Here is a 17,802-nt window from a genome sequence, read left to right as displayed (position 1 = left end):
TAACGTGGTCACACGTCGCTAGGCCGCCGGGGCCGCCTAGCGTTTCTTTAATTGCGACAGATCGCGCACGGCGCCACGGTCTGCCGACGTGGTCAGCGCTGCATACGCCTGCAAGGCTTGCGAGACGTAGCGGTCGCGGTTGACGGGCAGCCAGGCGGCGTCGCCCTTCGCTTCCATGGCGGCGCGGCGCTCGGCCAGTGCGGCGTCCGTGATGCGCAGGTTGATGCGGCGCGCAGGAATATCGATATCGATGAAGTCGCCCTCTTCCACCAAGCCGATGGCGCCCCCTTCGGCCGCTTCCGGCGAAGCGTGGCCGATCACCAGGCCCGAGGAACCGCCCGAGAAGCGCCCGTCCGTGAACAAGGCGCACGCCTTGCCCAGGCCCTTGGATTTGATGTACGAGGTCGGGTACAGCATTTCCTGCATGCCGGGGCCGCCTTTCGGGCCTTCGTAGCGGATGATGACCACGTCGCCTTCATGCACGGTATCGGCCAGGATCGCTTCGACGGCGGCATCCTGGCTTTCAAATACGCGCGCCTTGCCCGAGAACACCAAAATGCTTTCATCGACGCCAGCCGTCTTGACGATGCAGCCCTTCTCGGCCAGGTTGCCGTATAACACGGCCAGGCCGCCATCCTGCGAATACGCATGCGCCTTGTCGCGGATGCAGCCCGTGCTGCGGTCCGTATCGACGCTGGCGAAACGCTCCGATTGCGAAAACGCCGTCTGGGTCGGCACGCCGCCCGGTGCAGCGCGGAACAGCTGATGCACGGCCGGGTCATCGGTGCATTTGATATCGTTGTGCGCGATGGCGTCAGCCAGGGTAGGGGCGTGAATGGTCGGCAAGCTGGTGTCGAGCAGGCCGGCGCGCGCCAGTTCGCCCAGGATGCCCACGATGCCGCCGGCGCGGTGCACATCTTCGATATGGTATTTGTCCGTCATCGGCGCCACCTTGCACAGGCAGGGCACCTTGCGCGAAATGCGGTCGATATCGGCCATCGTGAACGGTACTTCGGCTTCGTGCGCGGCCGCCAGCAAGTGCAGCACGGTATTGGTCGAGCCGCCCATCGAGACGTCGAGCGCCATGGCGTTTTCAAACGCGGCCTTGGTGGCGATCGAGCGCGGCAGCACCGAGTAATCGTCCTGCTCGTAATGGCGCTTGGCCAGTTCCACGATCAGGCGCCCGGCGCGCAGGAACAGCTGTTCGCGGTCTGCGTGCGTGGCCAGGATAGTGCCGTTGCCGGGCAGGGCCAGGCCCAGCGCCTCGGTCAGGCAGTTCATCGAATTGGCCGTAAACATGCCGGAGCACGAACCGCAGGTCGGGCAGGCCGAACGCTCGATTTCCGCCACGTCGGCGTCGGACACGGTGCTGTCGCCCGCCTTGATCATGGCGTCGACCAGGTCCAGCTTGATGATCTTCTGGCTGCCGTTGACCACCTTGATCACCTTGCCCGCTTCCATCGGGCCGCCGGAAATGAAGACCACGGGAATATTGATGCGCATGGCGGCCATCAGCATGCCCGGCGTGATCTTGTCGCAATTCGAGATGCACACCATGGCGTCGGCGCAATGGGCGTTGACCATGTATTCGACGGAGTCGGCAATCAGGTCGCGCGATGGCAAGGAATACAGCATGCCGCCGTGACCCATGGCGATGCCGTCATCGACGGCGATGGTATTGAATTCCTTGGCCACGCCGCCCGCTTTTTCAATCTCGCGCGCCACCAGCTGGCCCAGGTCCTTCAAATGCACGTGGCCGGGCACGAACTGGGTAAACGAGTTGACGACGGCGATGATCGGCTTGTCGAAGTCGCCATCCTTCATGCCGGTGGCGCGCCACAGGGCGCGTGCGCCAGCCATGTTGCGGCCGTGGGTGGTGGTGCGGGAGCGGTATTGCGGCATGATCGACCTTCCTGAAGTATTGAGTGCCTGACTGCCGGGCCATGTTGACAAAACCCTGTCTGCAGTGGGGGTACGCCAGATTGCCTTGCGCAGCTGCCACTGTCAAATATATGATGCACTGGTCTGTGAGTCGTTTTAGATATCACAGAACTATATCCGCATGGAATCGCATATGAACCTGGAATTACGGCAACTGCGCTACTTTATTACCGTGGCCGAGGAATTGCACTTCGGCCGTGCCGCCCTGCGGCTGCACATGACGCAGCCGCCCCTGTCGCAAACCATCATGGCCCTGGAAGAATTGCTGGGCGCGCCACTATTCGTGCGCACCCGGCGCGAAGTGCAGCTGACGCCGGCCGGCGCCGCCCTGCTGCCCGAGGCGCGCCGTTTGCTGGCCCAGGCGCAAGCACTGCCAGCCCTGGTGCAACGCGCGGCGCAAGGCGAAGCAGGCCGGCTGAGCCTGGCGTTTGTCTCGTCGGCCGACTACAGCGTGCTGCCGCCGCTGCTGCGCGCCTATCAAACGGCCTATCCGCAAGTCGCCATACAGTTGCAGGAAGCTACCTCAGACTTGCAGCTCGATGAGTTGCTGCAGGGCCGTATCGATGCCGGCTTGCTGATCCCGCCGCTGCCCGACAAGGCCAAAGCGGCGCTCGACTATCTGCCCGTGCTGGCCGAGCCGCTGGTGCTGGCCGCCCCGTCCGGACTGGATGCGCTGCAAACGCCGGGTCCCGTACGGCTGCAGGATTTACCGCCCTTGCCGCTGATCATTTTTCCACGGACCATCTCGCCTGGCCTGCACGACGCCATTCTCGGCGTCTTCCGCGCAGCCGGCATCACGCCGCAGATCGGCCAGGAAGCGATCCAGATGCAAACCATCGTCAGTCTCGTCTCGGCCGGCATGGGTATCGCGCTGGTGCCGCAATCGGTATCGAATCTGATGCGGCCCGGCGTAGAATACAGGCCATTGCACGATGCAACGCCGCTGGTGGAAACGGGCCTGGCCTGGCGCCGCGACAATCCATCGTCCGTGCTGCAGGGCTTTTTGGCACTGCTGCGCAAGCAAATCGATAGTGCATTAAGAGCCGGCTAAGCCGCCCGGGCGCCAGCTCATGCATACTACGCAACAATGATTTAACTTAAGAAAGAATACCGATGCTGATACACCCGATGCCCGACCCGATCGCCATACAAATCGGCCCGCTCGCCGTGCACTGGTACGGCCTGATGTATGTACTGGCCTTTGCCCTCTTCATCATCCTCGGCCGGGTGCGCATCAAGCAGCCGCACATCGCCATCCTCGGCTGGAAGAAGGAGGACCTCGACGATATGCTCTTCTATGGGATGCTGGGGGTCGTGATCGGCGGGCGCCTCGGCGAAGTGCTGTTCTACCGCCCCGAATACTTTGCCCAGAATCCGCTGGAAATCTTCATGGTCTGGCATGGCGGCATGTCCTTCCACGGCGGTTTCCTCGGCGTGATCCTGGCCATGTACCTGTGGAGCCGCAAGGCCGGCCGCAACCTGTTCGACGTGCTCGACTTCATCGCGCCGCTGGTGCCGCTCGGTTACGCGGCTGGCCGCCTGGGCAACTTCATCAATGCCGAACTGCCAGGCCGGATCGCGCCGGAAAGCTTGCCATGGGCCATGCAATGGCCAGGCATCCCCTACCCGGTCCACCCATCGCCGATCTACCAGATGCTGGTCGACGGCATCCTCGTCTTCATCATCCTGTGGCTGTTCTCGCGCAAGCAGCATCCGCGCATCGCCGTGGGCGCCATGTACACCTTGCTGTATGGCTGCGCGCGCTTCTTCACGGAATACTTCCGCACGCCGGACTGGCAAGTCGTGTGGTTCGGCGTGCCGATCACCTCGGGCCAGATGCTGTCGCTGCCGATGATCGTCGGTGGCATCGCCCTGCTGGTATGGTCGTACAAGAAGCGCATCATGGCGACGCCACCGACCAAGGGCCGCGCGGCAAGCTGACGCCCGCAAGACGCACGGGCGGAAACGGTTTCCCGTCTCCGCCCCTGACACTACCTCCGTTCCCCGCACACCCCCTCCCATCCAGGCCGCATTTCCCAGCGAGATGCGACCCGCTGTGCCTGCGCGCGCCAGTCATCCCTGACAGATAGCGGCAGGCCCCAGAGCAAACACGCGCACTCATGACTGGCAAGCATAAATCTTATGCTGTTCATGCTATCGCATTCATGCGCCCATTGCCTCAGACTTCTCCCATCGCGATGTACTTCCGCCTCATGAGACCAGTACAACACATCACACATGCAGCCGTGGCTGCAACGAAAGGAGCCGTAAAATGGCACGTATCATCATCACAGGATCATCCGACGGCCTGGGCCAGATGGCAGCCCGGCTGCTTGTGGCAGATGGCCACAAGGTTGTACTACACGCACGCAATGAAGAACGGGCGGCACACGCCATCAGGCAAGTTCCCGGAGCCGAAACGGTACTTGCCGCCGATTTGTCGAGCATGGCGGAAACCATGGACCTGGCCAACGATATCAATGCGCTGGGCAGCTTCGATGCCATTATTCACAACGCAGCGGTCGGCTTTCAGGAAAAACAGCGGATCAGCACGGTGGACGGCTTGCCCCATGTTCTTGCAGTCAATACCCTCGCGCCGTACATCCTGACCGCCCTGGTCAAGCGGCCGAAGCGATTGATCTACATCAGCTCCAGACTGCATATGAACGGCGATGCCTCACTGTCGGACCTGACTTGGCAGACGCGGCAATGGAATGGCGGACAGGCGTATGCAGACTCGAAACTGCACATGGTCCTGCTAGCTTTTGCAGTAGCGCGGCACTGGCCGGAAGTGCTGTCCAACTGCGTCGAACCCGGCTGGGTTGCCACCAAAATGGGCGGAGCGGGTGCGACTGGCGATCTCAGCCTTGCTCCTCGCACCCAAGCCTGGCTGGCAGCAGGCACTGCGCTCCCGACACGCGTCACGGGTGATTATTTTTATCACCAGCAATCTGCGCAAGCCCTCGGTGCCGCCTTTGATACCGCGCTGCAGGAACGCTTTCTGGCGGCCTGCAACGAGCTCTCGGGCATCCAGCTGCCCGAGAGCTGACTGTGCATAGTCAATTGCAACAGCAATACCTGTGCTGACAAATCGTCGTCACCTCATGTCTTAGCTTATCTACACTTAACAGGATAAAACCATGCAATCAGGAACTACATCTTCCGGACACGCCTCCAGCGGCGCTCACTCCGTCACAATTTCCAAAGGACGCAGTGTCGCAGCCGTGCTTGCCCTCAGCCTGGGCTGCTTTTCCTTCGTCAGCACCGAACTCATGCCCGTCGGCGTGCTGCCATCGATGGCTGCCGGGCTCAACGTCTCGCTAGGCGTCGCAGGCTATCTGGTCACCATCTTTGCCTTCATGGTTGCCATCACGGCCGCCCCGCTGACCAGCCTGCTGGGCTCCATCAACCGCAAGGCACTGATGGCAGGTTTGCTTGCCGCCTGCTTTGCGGGCAACCTGATCACTTACCTGGCTGCCGACTATTTCGTCGTTTTCATCGGCCGGATACTGGTCGCCGGCGCCATCGGCGTATTCTGGTCCACGGCAGTGGTCACCGCCGTGCACCTGGTGGCATCCCGTAACGCGGTGCGCGCCACCTCCGTCGTATTCGGTGGCGTATCGCTGGCCACCGTACTGGGTGTTCCTGCAGGAACGATCCTGGGAGAAATGTACACCTGGCGCGCCGTGTTCGCCGCCTTGTGCTTCCTCAGCCTGGCGGTGTTTACCCTAATCGTCTGGTCGGTGCCGGCCGTGCGCATCTCGAAAGCAGCCAAGAGCGGTGCCATGCGCTCGGTGCTCCGGAATCGCAATTTGCTGGCAGTCTTCGGCATTACTGCACTGGTCGTCACCGGCAACTTCCTTGCCTACACCTACATCACGCCATATCTGGAACAGATCGCCGGGCAAAGCGCAAGCCAGATCAGCATGCTCTTGCTGGTCTACGGCGCAGCCGGCGTGATCACCAATTTCGCTGTCGGCCCGTTCGCCGCGAAGTCGCCCCGCACCAGCCTGGGCGTGGTTGCCGCCCTGTTTGCCATCAGCCTGGCGTCTGTCAACCTCGCCGTGGGTAGCCATGCTGCCGTGTTCATAGCGATCGCCGCCTGGGGTGCCGCCTACGGCGCACTGCCGGTCTTGCTGCAAACCCTGGTCTTCAAGGAAGCCTCGAAGATTCATGGTGGCGCGGATGCAGCCACTGCCATCAATGTATCGGTGTTCAATGCCGCGATAGGCCTGGGCTCCCTGCTTGGCGGCCTGATGATCAACATGGCCGGCGCAAAACCGATTCCCTATGTTGCAGCAGGCTTCGCCCTGGCCGGACTGCTGGCCGTGATGGCCAGCCGCGAAAAATAGACCCGGTGGCGTCAGGCTGCATTCGAAGAGCGTGGCGCCGATTAATTTAGCTTGACTTGAATTAACACATCAGACAGGAAAAAATGAACAAGATAACCGTATTGGGCCTGGGCGCGATGGGATCGCGCATGGCCAAACAATTGATCAACGCTGGACACTGCCTGACGGTCTGGAACCGCACGCCTGAGGCCGCGCAGCAATTACGCAGTCTGGGAGCCAGGCAAGCATTGTCACCGCGCGAGGCCGCCGTTGGCGCCGAGTTCGTCATCGCCATGCTGCGCGACGACGATGTATCGCGGCAGGTATGGCTGGATGAAGAAACGGGGGCACTGGCCGGCATGGCGGCCGGCGCCGTGGCAATAGAAAGTTCCACGCTGACACCCGAATGGGTACGCCAGCTGGGCGCCCATGCGCAACAGCGTGGCGTCGACCTGCTGGAAGCGCCCGTATCGGGCTCGCGCGCACAAGCCGATGCCGGCCAGCTTGCCTATCTGGCCGCAGGCGATGCCGCAGTGCTGGAACGCAGCCAGCCACTGTTGCAAGTCATGGGTTCGAGCGTGCATCATATTGGCCAATGGGGCGATGGCGCGTTGGCCAAGCTGGCGACCAACGCCATGCTGGGCATCCAGGTGACGGCGCTGGCCGAAATTATCGGCCTGCTCTCGCGCAGCGGCATCGACGTTGCCCAGGTGATGGCGGCCATGGCCAGCACGTCCGTCTGGGCGCCAGTGGCGTCCTATTTATCCAATACTATGCTGACAGCCAACTTTGCCCCGCAGTTTCCCGTGCATCTGATCGAAAAAGACTTTGGCTATATCTTGCGAGAAGCAGGTTCTACCGAGCAAGCACCCACCATCGCCGCGGCGCATGCAGTGTTCCTGGCCGCCATCGCCAATGGCAGCGGGCAGGAAAACATGACCAGCGTGGCCAAGTTGTTCATGCAGCCGCAGCAGGCAGACAGCTAAACTTTCAATGTCTCCGTAATCACCTTCCATTGCGCCGGCGTCACCGGCGTGATGGACAGACGGCTGCCCTTCTTCAGTAGCAGCATATCTTCCAGCGCCGTCATCTGGCGCATCTCGGCCAGTGGCAGCAGCACCGTCTTTTTCACGCCCCGCACATCGACGCTGATCCAGCGCGGCTGTTCCTGCGTGGCTTTCGGGTCGAAATACTTGCCGCCCTCTTCAAACTGGCTGTGATCGGGGTAAGCCGTGCTGGCTACTTCGGCGATACCGGCCACACCGGGCTGCGGGCAGCTGGAGTGGTAGAACAGCACGCCATCGCCTAATTTCATGCCGTCGCGCATGAAGTTGCGGGCCTGGTAGTTGCGCACGCCAAACCACGGCAAGGTATGTTTGGGCGCCGCTATCAAATCATCGATGCTGACCTCGTCCGGTTCCGATTTCATCAACCAGTATTGTTTCATGCGTGCTCCCGTATCAAAGCAACAGACGTAAAAAAACGGCTGCGCATCCATGCTGCAACCGTTTTCAGTTGTATTTCAAGGTTATTTCAATTCGGCCCCGCCTGTGCCGCTGTGCCGGCATCCCGAACCAAACGGTTCAAGGTGGTCACGTTAGTTCAATTTCGGGTTCGTCGAACGAGCGACGCTCACTCCCATCAAACAAAATTCGCAACCGATGCGCATAAATGGTTCAAGGAATATATGGCAATCGCGAACACCGCAGGGTAGGACGAAGTTTACTCCTTTGATCGCGCATCGCAAAGACAATTCGTAGCAATTCGTACGCGGCTGGCTTAAAAAAGATTTTCCTGGGGCGTCAGCGCGGTATCGAGCACCGTATGCATGGCGGCGATCTTTTGCTTGACTTCCAGTATAGACAACTCCGACAACGGACCTTGCGGTGACTTGACGGACAGGAATTCAGCGGCCACGCCCAGGGCGGCCAGCACGGCGATGCGGTCATTGCCCTTGACCTTGCCCGCGTCGCGGATGGCCTTCATCTTGCTGTCGAGGTAAATCGCCGCTTCACGCAGCGCGCGCTCTTCGCCGTCGGCGCACAGCATGCTGTAGGCCTGGCCCATGATATTGACATCGACACGCGGCATTACGCTTCCTTCCCGTTCTCGGCAATATGGTTTTCCGCTTCCGAGGCGGCTTGCTCCAGGCCGGCCTGCACCAGTTCAGGGATTTTTTCCAGCAAGGCTTCCACCCGCTCCTGCGCCTCGCGCATGCGCTGCACATACATGGCGTTGTCAGCGGACAAGGCAATATTGTCCTTGCGCAGTTGCGCGTTTTCACGACGCAGCGCATGGGTCATTTCGGCCAGCAAGCCGATTTTGTCGGATAATTCGTTGAATTCGGAAATCATCCCGCCACTATAGGGCGGACGCTCCATGGGCGTCAATCGAATCACACCGCTGTCACACATATTTACATCAATACAGTGCTGTTGTCGTGAAAGAACGGTTTTCCAGACCCCGCAGCGGCAGCCCGGCAGCCACCACGGGTAAGCCACTGCTTACTTCTTATGGTTCACGCGGCATCACTTTTCATGTCCTGGCACGATGTCAAAAGTGTGCGTGCGATTCTCGCAGGAGCGGCGCTGCAAGGTTTGCGTACCACCCTTGCCATCCAATATCATCGTCAGGTCGCGGCAGGTGTGGTAACTCCCCGGCTTGGCGCCCGTGTTCGATGGCGCCAGGCTCACTTTCAGGGGCACGGGATTGCCCAGGCCCTGGTTGCTCCAGCTACTGGCCACACCTTCCTCATTGTCGCGCAAGACGGTTTCGGCCGCCTCGAGCAGCGCCTGTTTCTCCTTCTCGTTCAGCTTGGCCACCGTGATATCGGACAAAAACGGTGGATAAGCCACGGGCGCCGCATCCTTGCCCTGCACATCCCAGCGTCCGCTATCTTGCGAACAGGTACGGCGGCTCAGGTCCTGCGTCTTGCCAGCGGCCGTGACGATGAATTTCAGGTCGCGGCAGGCGTGCGCCTGCAGGCTATGTTCGGTCAAGCCGGAGTTGCCGAAGTTATACGTCACCGTCACCAGATGGGCCTTGTCGCTGCCGCCGCCGTTACTCCAAACATGGGCTTCTTGATCGTCATCGTCCTTGTTCAAGTCGTTGAATAAATCGTTGAGCAACATTTCCTTTTCCAGCGGCGTCAGGCTGGCGATCGTCAGCTCGTCGAGGATGGTCGCCGTTTGCGCACTGGCCGTGCCCATGCAGGCCAGGCCGATCACGGCGCCGCCCAGCAAGCGCGAGATTACGGGAGAAAAGATCGCTGTTGTTGGTTTCTTTTTCATAATAATTTTGATGTTTGATATGCAATCGCAATCATCTTAGCAAATTTAATAGCCAAAATACTGCAAGCCATCCGTACAGGAACGGGCCCCGGCCATCGCCCATGCTACAGTCGCGTTTGCTGCTGACGCCCGGGAAAGAGGCTTGCGTCAGCGCAAACCCCGTGCAAATGCAGGCTGCACGTAGCGTTTAAGCATATACCCATTCGGAATAAGCTCTTGAATAAGACCCCTACCGTCCCTATAATTGGCACTCGTTAGTAGAGAGTGCTAACAAACTCTTTCCTAGTAATCCTCAAGCAATGCTGGTGTTTGCTCAGCGAACGGCAAGCTACGCGACTGGTGGGCGACGCCATGACGCGAGACCGCAAGACGCCAGGCAACATCAATATGGCATGAGGCTTACTGAACGGTTGCAGCTGTTGTTTCAATGGCAGTCAACTGAAAGCAGGCCTGGCTTCGTGCCGGGCTGGTTTTACCACTAAGCAATACTTATCCATTGAACTTTAAGGAGTTTTGTATGAATCTGCGCCCATTGAACGATCGCGTTATCGTCAAACGCCTCGACCAGGAAACCAAGACTGCGTCCGGCCTCATCATCCCTGATGCAGCTGCTGAAAAACCGGATCAAGGCGAAGTCCTTGCCGTAGGCAATGGCAAGATTCTCGACGACGGCAAAGTCCGTCCTCTGGATGTCAAAGTAGGCGACCGCGTCCTGTTCGGCAAATACGCTGGCCAAACCGTCAAAGTTGACGGCGATGAGCTGCTGGTTATGCGCGAAGAAGACATCATGGCGATCGTCGTCAAGTAATTGTTTCCACGTTGTAGACATCTACATCCTGAAATTTCTGGAGAATTAACATGGCAGCTAAAGAAGTAGTTTTCGGCGACGCAGCGCGCGCCAAAATGGTTGAAGGCGTCAACATCCTCGCCAACGCAGTCAAAGTTACCCTGGGCCCTAAAGGCCGTAACGTGGTACTGGAGCGCTCGTTCGGCGCCCCTACCGTGACCAAGGATGGCGTGTCGGTTGCGAAAGAAGTCGAACTGAAAGACAAGCTCATGAACATGGGCGCGCAAATGGTCAAGGAAGTAGCTTCCCGCACCAGCGACAATGCCGGCGACGGCACCACCACCGCCACCGTGCTGGCACAAGCCATCGTGCGCGAAGGCATGAAGTTCGTTGCCGCCGGCATGAACCCGATGGACCTGAAACGCGGCATCGACAAGGCAGTTGCTGCCACCGTGGAAGAACTGGCGAAAATCGCCCGTCCTTGCACCACCACCAAAGAAATCGCCCAAGTCGGTTCGATTTCGGCCAACTCGGATGCATCGATCGGCGAGCGTATCGCTGAAGCGATGGAAAAAGTCGGCAAAGAAGGCGTGATCACCGTGGAAGACGGCAAATCGCTGAACGACGAACTCGATATCGTTGAAGGTATGCAATTCGACCGTGGCTACCTGTCGCCATACTTCATCAACAACCAAGAGAAACAAGTTGCCGTCCTGGACAGCCCATTCGTGCTGCTGTGCGACAAGAAAATCTCGAACATCCGTGACCTGCTGCCGGTACTGGAACAAGTCGCCAAAGCTGGCCGTCCACTGCTGATCATCGCAGAAGACATCGAAGGCGAAGCGCTGGCTACCCTGGTTGTGAACAACATCCGCGGCATCCTGAAAACCTGCGCAGTGAAAGCACCAGGCTTCGGCGACCGCCGCAAAGCCATGCTGGAAGACATCGCTGTCCTGACCGGCGGCCAGGTGATCGCTGAAGAAGTCGGCCTGACCCTGGAAAAAGTAACCCTGGCCGAACTGGGCCAGGCGAAACGCATCGAAGTGGGCAAGGAAAACACCATCGTCATCGATGGTGCCGGCGAAGCTGCCTCGATCGAAGCACGCGTGAAACAAGTACGCGTACAGATCGAAGAAGCGACCTCGGACTACGACCGTGAAAAACTGCAAGAGCGCGTCGCCAAACTGGCTGGCGGCGTTGCCGTGATCAAGGTTGGCGCAGCCACCGAAGTCGAAATGAAAGAGAAAAAAGCCCGCGTTGAAGATGCACTGCACGCTACCCGCGCTGCCGTGGAAGAAGGCATCGTGCCAGGCGGCGGCGTAGCCCTGCTGCGCGCACGCGCCAACATCTCGATCAAAGGCGACAACGCCGACCAGGACGCCGGTATCAAGATCGTCCTGCGCGCAATGGAAGAGCCACTGCGCATGATCGTGCAAAACGCCGGCGAAGAAGCTTCGGTGGTCGTGGCAGCTGTGTTGGCTGGCTCGGGCAACTACGGCTACAACGCAGCCAACGGCACCTATGGCGACATGGTGGAAATGGGCGTGCTGGACCCAGCCAAAGTAACCCGTTCGGCGCTGCAAAACGCTGCTTCGATCGCTTCGCTGATGCTGACGACCGACTGCATGGTCTGCGAAATCGCTGACGACAAGGCAGCTGGCGGCATGGGCGGCGGCATGGGTGGCATGGGCGGCATGGGTGGCATGGACGGCATGATGTAATGTCCTGCAGCCCTGCGCGCAGGCGACGGCGCGCAGGGCTGCCTACGCCGGCACAGCGCCAGCGGGCCAAAAACTGCTGGCGCGACATCGGCGGCCCCACAGCCACCTTCTTCGGAAGGTGGCTTTTTTTTCGTCTTTTTTTGCCCGTTGGTACTTTTTGCTTTAGCATGGCCGCCATCATCCACCTCATGCAAACCGCCATGCCGTCACGCGCCTCCTCCTCCAAAACCGCCATCATTGCCGGCACCCTGGCTGGCCTGCTGGCTGCCGCACTGGCGGCCTTCTATGTGTACCAGCATGCGCCATCGGCGCCGCAGGAACGCCAGGAAGCAGCCACAGCAGGAAAAGCGGCAGCGCGGCCGGAAGAACAGGCCGTCACGGCCCTGATGGCGCTGCCGGAATTGAAGGCCTGGGCCGCGCATATCGAAAAAGTGTCCGACGGACGCGCGCATGGCGCCGTGATGCTGACGGCCCCCGAACAGCGCCTGGTCGAGGGCCAGTCCTATTACCAGCTGAGTTTTTTTGAAAACACGCCGGAAGCGGCCCACCACTGGGAAAGCTTCCTCGTCACGCCCGACGGCAAGCATATCCTGGTGGACGACACGGCCAGCGATGAAGTGCTGAGCCTGGAGCGCTGGCGCCAGGAAAGCGCGCCCATGGACCGCGTAGCTACCCAGTAACAGCCGCAGGCGTAACAACAGCAGCACTTTTCACCCGCGATACCCACCACACCGTCAACAGCGACAACGCTGCCGCCACCCAGCCATTGACGCCGTAGCCGCTGATATGGCCGGCCGCATCGGTCGACAGGGTCAGGCCGCCCAGCAAGGCGCCCAGGCCGCTGCCCAGCTGCTGCAGCGCAGAATTCACACTGAGGAAAGCGCCCCGCTTCTGCGGCTGCGGGATGGTCGTCAGCAAGGCTTGCAACGGGATGGTGCGGCCCGAGACCAGGGTCATGAAGAACGGAAACACCACCAGCAGCGCCAGCAAGGGCAGTTGCGGCAAATGCGTGATCAACAGCATGGGCAGGATAGACAGCAGGGCGATCCAGCGGTACACCTGCTGCTTGCCCGCTTTATCTGCCCAGCGCCCGATCAGGCGCGCCGTAAACAAGGTGGCGCAACCGCCGGCCAGGTAGACCCAGGTGACATCGGCCGGGGCGATACCGAGATTGCCCACCAGCACCGGTGAAATAAACGGGATCACCAGCATCGACGCCGTCATGTTGACGATGGACAAGGCAAACGCATCGAGGTGGCGGCGTTCGCGGAACAGCGCCAGCAAGTTCGGCAACACTTGCGTCAACGGCGTTTTCGGCCCTGCCAGATGCGCATTCAGGGAAGGCAGCACACGCGAAGCGGCCAGCCAGATCAGCAATGACAGGATGACCAGCAAATAGAATGGCGAAGCCCAGCCGAAGTGGGCGGCCAGCACCACGCCGATCGGCACGCCCGCCACGGCCGCCATCGCAAACGAGGTCATGACGATGCCGGTGGCCGCACCGCGCCGCTCGGCCGGGATCACGTCGCCGATGATGGCCATGATGATGGCGCCCAGGACCCCGCCGGTGAGTCCCGCAAACGCGCGCGACCAGATCAGCACATGGAAGTTGGGCGCCACGGCACACGCCAGGTTGGACACGGTAAACAGGCAAAACATGGCCAGCAGCAGCTTTTTACGGTCGAAGCGGTCGATATACGTAGCCGCCAGCAAGCCGGACAAGCCCGCGCACCAGGCATAGGCCGAGACGGCGCCCGACACGGTGGCCGGGCCGATATCGAATGCGTGCATCAGCTGGGGCGCCAGCGGCATCATCACCATGAAATCCATGATGACGGTAAATTGCGTCAGGGCCAACAGCCACAGCAGCCAGCGTTCGCGGGCAGGGGTCAAGGTTGTCATCCCAGCTCCTCGATATCTTTCCTGGCCTGGCGCAGGATGGCGCAGATGGCGTCGAGACGGGTAGCACCGGGCGCGTCATGACGCCCGCGTGCGATCACGGCGGCCTTGAGTTCATGCATCAGCTGGCGCAGATCATCTTCCGCTGGCGCCGCGACCCTGGCAGCAATCGCATCCACGTAGGCGCGGTTGACTGCCAAAAAGGCCAGGCCTTCCTGCGTGATGCTGTGCAGCTTCTTGTTGCCGTCCAGGCTGACGGCCACATACCCCTGCCCCACCAGGCCATGCATCAACGGATAAATGGCGCCGGGACTGGGCGCATAGCCGCCACCGGCACGCTCGGCGATGGCCTTGATGATGTCGTAGCCATGGCGTGGTTTGTCGGCAATCAATTGCAGCACCAGGTAGCGCAAGGTGCCCGCATCAAACATCTTGGGGCCGCGCCCCGGCGCACCATGGCCGTGACCATGGCTGTGTTGCAACGCCTGCAGCCGGTGGCCGCCGCGCAGGAAGTGAAGCATGAGAATCCTTAAGATATATCGCAATAAGATATATCTTAATTTGATGCACACAACAGTGCAAGGTTTACTTTTCCGTGACCAGCTTCGATACTGGCGGCATGCCTTCCTTCCACGTGCGTCCCCTCACCACCGACGATACGCCCGCCTACCGCGCGCTGCGCCTGGCCGGCATCGGCGAATTGCCCGCCACTTTCTGCACCACCTACGCGCTGGAAAGCAGCTTGCCGCTGGCGCACATCAGCCAGCGCCTGCAGGCGAACCGCTACCAGATCATCTTTGGCGCCTTCGACGGCGATCATCTGGTCGCCATCGCCGGCCTGCGCCGCGAACCGATTGCCGTGGTACATGACAAGGCCAGCGTCTGGGGCGTGTATGTAGCGCCCGTTGCACGCGGCAAGGGAGCGGGATGGCAGTTGCTGCAGGCAACCATCGAGCATGCCTGCGCCATTCCCGAACTGGCGAAGCTGCGCCTGGCGGTGGCGCAAGACAACCACGCGGCACTATCGCTGTACCTGCGCTGCGGTTTTACGCTGGACGAGGGCGCGCTACCGCTGGGCATGCTGCAAATGCAATTGCTGCTGCCCCGGCCTGCCATCGCGGAAACCATGTCAGAAAGTGATGTCTTTATGAAAATCAATGGCTTACGGAAAGTGGAAAAATAGCGGATAGACCATTTTTCCTGTTGCCATCAAGCTCTTCAGGCCTTAGCATCGCGGCTTATAAAAATACTTAGGAAGAGACCATGTCAAAGGCCGAGACCGCCAACGGGCAGATGCCCCGCCAGATACCGTACATCATCGCCAACGAAGGCTGCGAGCGCTTCAGCTTTTATGGCATGCGCAACATCCTCACCCCATTCCTGATCAGCACCTTGCTGCTGATGATCCCCATCGACCAGCGCACGGGCGAAGCCAAGCACGTCTTCCACACCTTCGTGATCGGCGTGTATTTCTTCCCGCTGCTGGGCGGCTGGCTGGCCGACCGTTTCTTTGGCAAATACAACACCATCTTCTGGCTTAGCCTCGTGTATTGCGCGGGCCATGCCTGCCTGGCGATTTTTGAAGATAACGTCAACGGCTTCTATTTCGGCCTGTTCCTGATTGCGTTCGGCTCGGGCGGCATCAAGCCGCTGGTGGCGTCTTTCGTGGGCGACCAGTTTGACCAGACCAACAAGCACAAGGCCAAGCTGGTGTTCGACCTGTTTTACTGGATCATCAACTTCGGCTCCTTCTTCGCTTCGCTGCTGATGCCGATGTTCCTGCGCGACTACGGTCCGTCGATCGCCTTCGGCATCCCCGGATTGATGATGCTGGCCGCCACCATCGTTTTCTGGATGGGTTCCAAAAAATACGTACACGTGCCGCCTGCGCCACCTAATCCAGACTCGTTTACCCGCGTGGCCCGCACCGCCCTGCTGGCGCAAGTCGATGGCGGTTCGCGCCCTGGCCTGTACGTGGCTTACCTGGGCGTGGCCGGCGCCCTGTTCTCGTTCTACATGATTCCCGACTGGGGCTTCGTCATCTCGGCCTGCTCCGCGCTGGTGCTGCTGCTGGCCTTCGGCAGCATCGGCACGGCCATGCAGCTGGAGCGCGCGCGCGGCATCCACCCTGACGAAGCGGTCGAAGGCGTGCGGGCAGTGTTGCGCATCCTGGTCATCTTCGCCCTGGTCACGCCGTTCTTCTCGCTGTTCGACCAGAAGGCCTCGACCTGGATCGTGCAGGCCAACACCATGGAAAAACCAAGCTGGTTCCTGCCGGCGCAGATGCAGGCGTTGAACCCGATGCTGGTGATGCTGCTGATCCCGTTCAACAACCTGGTGCTGTACCCGATGCTGAACCGCTTCGGCCTGGAAGCAACTGCCCTGCGCCGCATGACGGCCGGTATCGGCTTTTCCTCGCTGGCCTGGATCGTCATCGGCCTGCTGCAGCTGGCGCTCGACAGCGGCAGCGCGGTCTCCATCATGTGGCAAATCCTGCCGTACGCGCTGCTGACCTTCGGCGAAGTGCTGGTCTCGGCCACCGGCCTGGAGTTTGCCTACAGCCAGGCGCCCGTGTCGATGAAAGGCGCCATCATGAGCTTCTGGAACCTGTCGACCACGGTCGGCAACCTGTGGGTACTGATCGTCAACAAGAGCGTGATGAACGAAGGCGTGATCGGCAAGATTGCGGAAAGCGGCATCAGCGTGACCGCCTTCCAGATGTTCTTCTTCGCCGCCTTCGCCGCCGTCGCCATGCTGGCCTTCGGCCTGTATGCGAAGCGCTACAAGATGGTCGACAACTACCGCAAGGTCGCCGCTTAATTCAGGCGTAGAACGACCTTGCCGAACGGGCTGGCGCCCAAGCGCGCCAGCCCCACATCCACCTGATCGACGCCGAATACACTTTCGATCACCGGCACGATGCGGTGCAGCTCGATAAACGCATTCATCCGCTCGAACATGCTGCGCGAACCGGTTTCCACGCCGCGCACATTGATATTCTTGTTCATCACCGTGAAGATATCGAAGGGATTGGTTTCTTCCTGCACCACGCCGATAATCGCCACCGTCCCCTCGAATGCAGCGGCGCGCGTGGCGCGGCGCAGCGAGTCGGTCAAGCCCATGTCCAGCACCAGCCGCGCCCCCTTGCCGTTCGTGAGCGCCTGCACCTGCTGATCCCATTCCGGCGTCACGGAAGAATTGATGGCGTCGTCGGCGCCTGCCGCCAGCGCCAGCTTCAGCTTCTCTTCGGTGCGCGACACCACGATCACGCGCGCCCCCAGCGCCTTGGCGAACTGGATCGCAAACACGGCCACGCCGCCCGTGGTTTGCACCACCACCGTATCGCCAGGACTCAGTACCTTCAATTCTGCCACCGCATGCCAGGCGGTCAGCGCCGCCACCGGCAAGGTTGCCGCTTGCGCATACGATAGAAAATCAGGGCTGGCCACCAGCTCCTCTTCATGCAGCTGGATTTTTTCGGCCAGCACGCCATCGCGGCCACGGCTGCCCAGCGAACCGCGCAAGCCTTCTGCCGTCAGGGGGCCATCGATCCAGTTCGGCAGCACGGTGGTACTGACCCGGTCCCCCACCTTGAACCGACTGACCGCCGGGCCGATGGCTTCCACCACGCCCGCCGCATCGCTGAACGGAATGCGCCCTTCGACGGGCGGGCGGAAACGGTTGCCCTTGACGAAATACACATCCCTGAAATTGAGGGAAATCGCCCGCACGGCCACCAGCACATCGTGCGGGCCCAGTGGCAGCGGCGCTTGCTGATGGCGCACCAGCTGGCCCTGGCCATCGGTACGGTAAATTGCGTAAGTCATAGCGGC

18 protein-coding genes and 1 other RNA gene are annotated in these 17,802 nt (G+C 60.6%); 10 read left to right on the top strand and 9 right to left on the bottom strand.

From position 1 onward, the window contains the following. Positions 1–36: 36 nt before the first annotated feature. Positions 37–1,902: a dihydroxy-acid dehydratase gene (gene ilvD / locus ACL9RI_RS01890; RefSeq protein WP_422724904.1), complete on the bottom strand. Its 1,866-nt coding sequence runs from the start codon at positions 1,900–1,902 to the stop codon at positions 37–39. A gap of 172 nt (positions 1,903–2,074) precedes the next feature. On the opposite strand from ilvD, the gene ACL9RI_RS01885 reads away from it, so the two are divergent. The 5 genes from ACL9RI_RS01885 (at position 2,075) to ACL9RI_RS01865 (ending at position 7,258) form a co-directional block, all read left to right on the top strand. After that, a complete protein-coding gene (locus ACL9RI_RS01885; protein WP_422724903.1) occupies positions 2,075–2,992 on the top strand; it encodes a LysR family transcriptional regulator in 918 nt (305 codons plus the stop codon). Between the two features lie 62 nt (positions 2,993–3,054). Continuing rightward, positions 3,055–3,882, top strand: coding sequence for a prolipoprotein diacylglyceryl transferase (gene lgt, locus ACL9RI_RS01880; RefSeq protein ID WP_422724902.1), 828 nt, complete (start codon positions 3,055–3,057; stop codon positions 3,880–3,882). Between the two features lie 331 nt (positions 3,883–4,213). Beyond that, positions 4,214–4,990, top strand: a complete 777-nt coding sequence (locus ACL9RI_RS01875; protein ID WP_422724901.1) for an SDR family NAD(P)-dependent oxidoreductase — start codon at positions 4,214–4,216, stop codon at positions 4,988–4,990. 91 nt (positions 4,991–5,081) lie between these two features. Continuing rightward, on the top strand, positions 5,082–6,293 hold the full coding sequence (locus ACL9RI_RS01870; protein WP_422724900.1) for an MFS transporter: 1,212 nt from the start codon (positions 5,082–5,084) through the stop codon (positions 6,291–6,293). Between the two features lie 83 nt (positions 6,294–6,376). Continuing rightward, entirely contained in the window at positions 6,377–7,258 is an 882-nt protein-coding gene (locus ACL9RI_RS01865) for an NAD(P)-dependent oxidoreductase (RefSeq protein WP_422724899.1), read from the top strand. Here the strand turns inward: ACL9RI_RS01865 and ACL9RI_RS01860 are convergent. The 5 genes from ACL9RI_RS01860 to ACL9RI_RS01840 all read right to left on the bottom strand — a co-directional run bounded on the left by ACL9RI_RS01860 (position 7,255) and on the right by ACL9RI_RS01840 (position 9,562). Further along, positions 7,255–7,719, bottom strand: a complete 465-nt coding sequence (locus tag ACL9RI_RS01860) for an EVE domain-containing protein (RefSeq protein WP_422724898.1) — start codon at positions 7,717–7,719, stop codon at positions 7,255–7,257. The two genes, ACL9RI_RS01865 and ACL9RI_RS01860, sit on opposite strands and share 4 nt — an antisense overlap. 90 nt (positions 7,720–7,809) lie before the next feature. Further along, a non-coding RNA gene (gene ssrS / locus ACL9RI_RS01855) (6S RNA) lies at positions 7,810–7,987 on the bottom strand. A gap of 64 nt (positions 7,988–8,051) precedes the next feature. Further along, complete coding sequence (locus ACL9RI_RS01850) at positions 8,052–8,363, bottom strand: cell division protein ZapA (RefSeq protein WP_183741032.1); 312 nt, start codon at positions 8,361–8,363, stop codon at positions 8,052–8,054. Continuing rightward, positions 8,363–8,653 carry a DUF904 domain-containing protein gene (locus ACL9RI_RS01845; RefSeq protein ID WP_422724897.1) on the bottom strand — a complete coding sequence of 97 codons (291 nt, stop codon included), beginning with the start codon at positions 8,651–8,653 and terminating at the stop codon, positions 8,363–8,365. The genes ACL9RI_RS01850 and ACL9RI_RS01845 overlap by 1 nt, the downstream gene beginning before the upstream one ends. A 147-nt stretch (positions 8,654–8,800) precedes the next feature. Further along, entirely contained in the window at positions 8,801–9,562 is a 762-nt protein-coding gene (locus ACL9RI_RS01840; RefSeq protein WP_422724896.1) for a hypothetical protein, read from the bottom strand. Between the two features lie 517 nt (positions 9,563–10,079). Between ACL9RI_RS01840 and groES the strand changes: the two genes are divergently transcribed. The 3 genes from groES to ACL9RI_RS01825 all read left to right on the top strand — a co-directional run bounded on the left by groES (position 10,080) and on the right by ACL9RI_RS01825 (position 12,750). Continuing rightward, complete coding sequence (gene groES, locus ACL9RI_RS01835) at positions 10,080–10,370, top strand: co-chaperone GroES (RefSeq protein ID WP_010400979.1); 291 nt, start codon at positions 10,080–10,082, stop codon at positions 10,368–10,370. A gap of 50 nt (positions 10,371–10,420) precedes the next feature. After that, complete coding sequence (groL, locus tag ACL9RI_RS01830) at positions 10,421–12,070, top strand: chaperonin GroEL (protein WP_422724895.1); 1,650 nt, start codon at positions 10,421–10,423, stop codon at positions 12,068–12,070. Positions 12,071–12,270: 200 nt separating this feature from the next. Continuing rightward, complete coding sequence (locus tag ACL9RI_RS01825) at positions 12,271–12,750, top strand: hypothetical protein (protein ID WP_422724894.1); 480 nt, start codon at positions 12,271–12,273, stop codon at positions 12,748–12,750. Here ACL9RI_RS01825 and ACL9RI_RS01820 read toward each other — a convergent pair. Further along, on the bottom strand, positions 12,740–13,972 hold the full coding sequence (locus tag ACL9RI_RS01820; RefSeq protein ID WP_422724893.1) for an MFS transporter: 1,233 nt from the start codon (positions 13,970–13,972) through the stop codon (positions 12,740–12,742). The two genes, ACL9RI_RS01825 and ACL9RI_RS01820, sit on opposite strands and share 11 nt — an antisense overlap. Then, positions 13,969–14,490, bottom strand: coding sequence for a PadR family transcriptional regulator (locus ACL9RI_RS01815; RefSeq protein WP_422724892.1), 522 nt, complete (start codon positions 14,488–14,490; stop codon positions 13,969–13,971). The genes ACL9RI_RS01820 and ACL9RI_RS01815 overlap by 4 nt, the downstream gene beginning before the upstream one ends. Positions 14,491–14,564: 74 nt before the next feature. Here ACL9RI_RS01815 and ACL9RI_RS01810 point away from each other — a divergent pair, with 74 nt between their 5' ends. Both ACL9RI_RS01810 and ACL9RI_RS01805 read left to right on the top strand, forming a co-directional pair. Further along, positions 14,565–15,152, top strand: a complete 588-nt coding sequence (locus tag ACL9RI_RS01810; RefSeq protein ID WP_422724891.1) for a GNAT family N-acetyltransferase — start codon at positions 14,565–14,567, stop codon at positions 15,150–15,152. A gap of 80 nt (positions 15,153–15,232) precedes the next feature. Continuing rightward, positions 15,233–16,789 carry an oligopeptide:H+ symporter gene (locus ACL9RI_RS01805; protein ID WP_422724890.1) on the top strand — a complete coding sequence of 519 codons (1,557 nt, stop codon included), beginning with the start codon at positions 15,233–15,235 and terminating at the stop codon, positions 16,787–16,789. Here ACL9RI_RS01805 and ACL9RI_RS01800 read toward each other — a convergent pair. Next, positions 16,786–17,796, bottom strand: coding sequence for a zinc-dependent alcohol dehydrogenase family protein (locus ACL9RI_RS01800; protein ID WP_422724889.1), 1,011 nt, complete (start codon positions 17,794–17,796; stop codon positions 16,786–16,788). The two genes, ACL9RI_RS01805 and ACL9RI_RS01800, sit on opposite strands and share 4 nt — an antisense overlap. Positions 17,797–17,802 lie beyond the last annotated feature (6 nt).

The organism is Janthinobacterium sp. Mn2066, assembly GCF_049319705.1.
In the GTDB taxonomy this organism is placed as follows: Bacteria; Pseudomonadota; Gammaproteobacteria; order Burkholderiales; family Burkholderiaceae_D; genus Janthinobacterium.
This window is presented reverse-complemented; position numbering and strand designations above follow the sequence as displayed.

What these genes read in the sequence shown, in the direction of transcription:
- ilvD (WP_422724904.1), bottom strand. Translation starts at nt 1,902, where the DNA reads ATGCCGCAATACCGCTCCCGCACCACCACCCACGGCCGCAACATGGCT.
- ACL9RI_RS01885 (WP_422724903.1), top strand. Translation starts at nt 2,075, where the DNA reads ATGAACCTGGAATTACGGCAACTGCGCTACTTTATTACCGTGGCCGAG.
- lgt (WP_422724902.1), top strand. Translation starts at nt 3,055, where the DNA reads ATGCTGATACACCCGATGCCCGACCCGATCGCCATACAAATCGGCCCG.
- ACL9RI_RS01875 (WP_422724901.1), top strand. Translation starts at nt 4,214, where the DNA reads ATGGCACGTATCATCATCACAGGATCATCCGACGGCCTGGGCCAGATG.
- ACL9RI_RS01870 (WP_422724900.1), top strand. Translation starts at nt 5,082, where the DNA reads ATGCAATCAGGAACTACATCTTCCGGACACGCCTCCAGCGGCGCTCAC.
- ACL9RI_RS01865 (WP_422724899.1), top strand. Translation starts at nt 6,377, where the DNA reads ATGAACAAGATAACCGTATTGGGCCTGGGCGCGATGGGATCGCGCATG.
- ACL9RI_RS01860 (WP_422724898.1), bottom strand. Translation starts at nt 7,719, where the DNA reads ATGAAACAATACTGGTTGATGAAATCGGAACCGGACGAGGTCAGCATC.
- ACL9RI_RS01850 (WP_183741032.1), bottom strand. Translation starts at nt 8,363, where the DNA reads ATGCCGCGTGTCGATGTCAATATCATGGGCCAGGCCTACAGCATGCTG.
- ACL9RI_RS01845 (WP_422724897.1), bottom strand. Translation starts at nt 8,653, where the DNA reads ATGGAGCGTCCGCCCTATAGTGGCGGGATGATTTCCGAATTCAACGAA.
- ACL9RI_RS01840 (WP_422724896.1), bottom strand. Translation starts at nt 9,562, where the DNA reads ATGAAAAAGAAACCAACAACAGCGATCTTTTCTCCCGTAATCTCGCGC.
- groES (WP_010400979.1), top strand. Translation starts at nt 10,080, where the DNA reads ATGAATCTGCGCCCATTGAACGATCGCGTTATCGTCAAACGCCTCGAC.
- groL (WP_422724895.1), top strand. Translation starts at nt 10,421, where the DNA reads ATGGCAGCTAAAGAAGTAGTTTTCGGCGACGCAGCGCGCGCCAAAATG.
- ACL9RI_RS01825 (WP_422724894.1), top strand. Translation starts at nt 12,271, where the DNA reads ATGCCGTCACGCGCCTCCTCCTCCAAAACCGCCATCATTGCCGGCACC.
- ACL9RI_RS01820 (WP_422724893.1), bottom strand. Translation starts at nt 13,972, where the DNA reads ATGACAACCTTGACCCCTGCCCGCGAACGCTGGCTGCTGTGGCTGTTG.
- ACL9RI_RS01815 (WP_422724892.1), bottom strand. Translation starts at nt 14,490, where the DNA reads ATGCTTCACTTCCTGCGCGGCGGCCACCGGCTGCAGGCGTTGCAACAC.
- ACL9RI_RS01805 (WP_422724890.1), top strand. Translation starts at nt 15,233, where the DNA reads ATGTCAAAGGCCGAGACCGCCAACGGGCAGATGCCCCGCCAGATACCG.
- ACL9RI_RS01800 (WP_422724889.1), bottom strand. Translation starts at nt 17,796, where the DNA reads ATGACTTACGCAATTTACCGTACCGATGGCCAGGGCCAGCTGGTGCGC.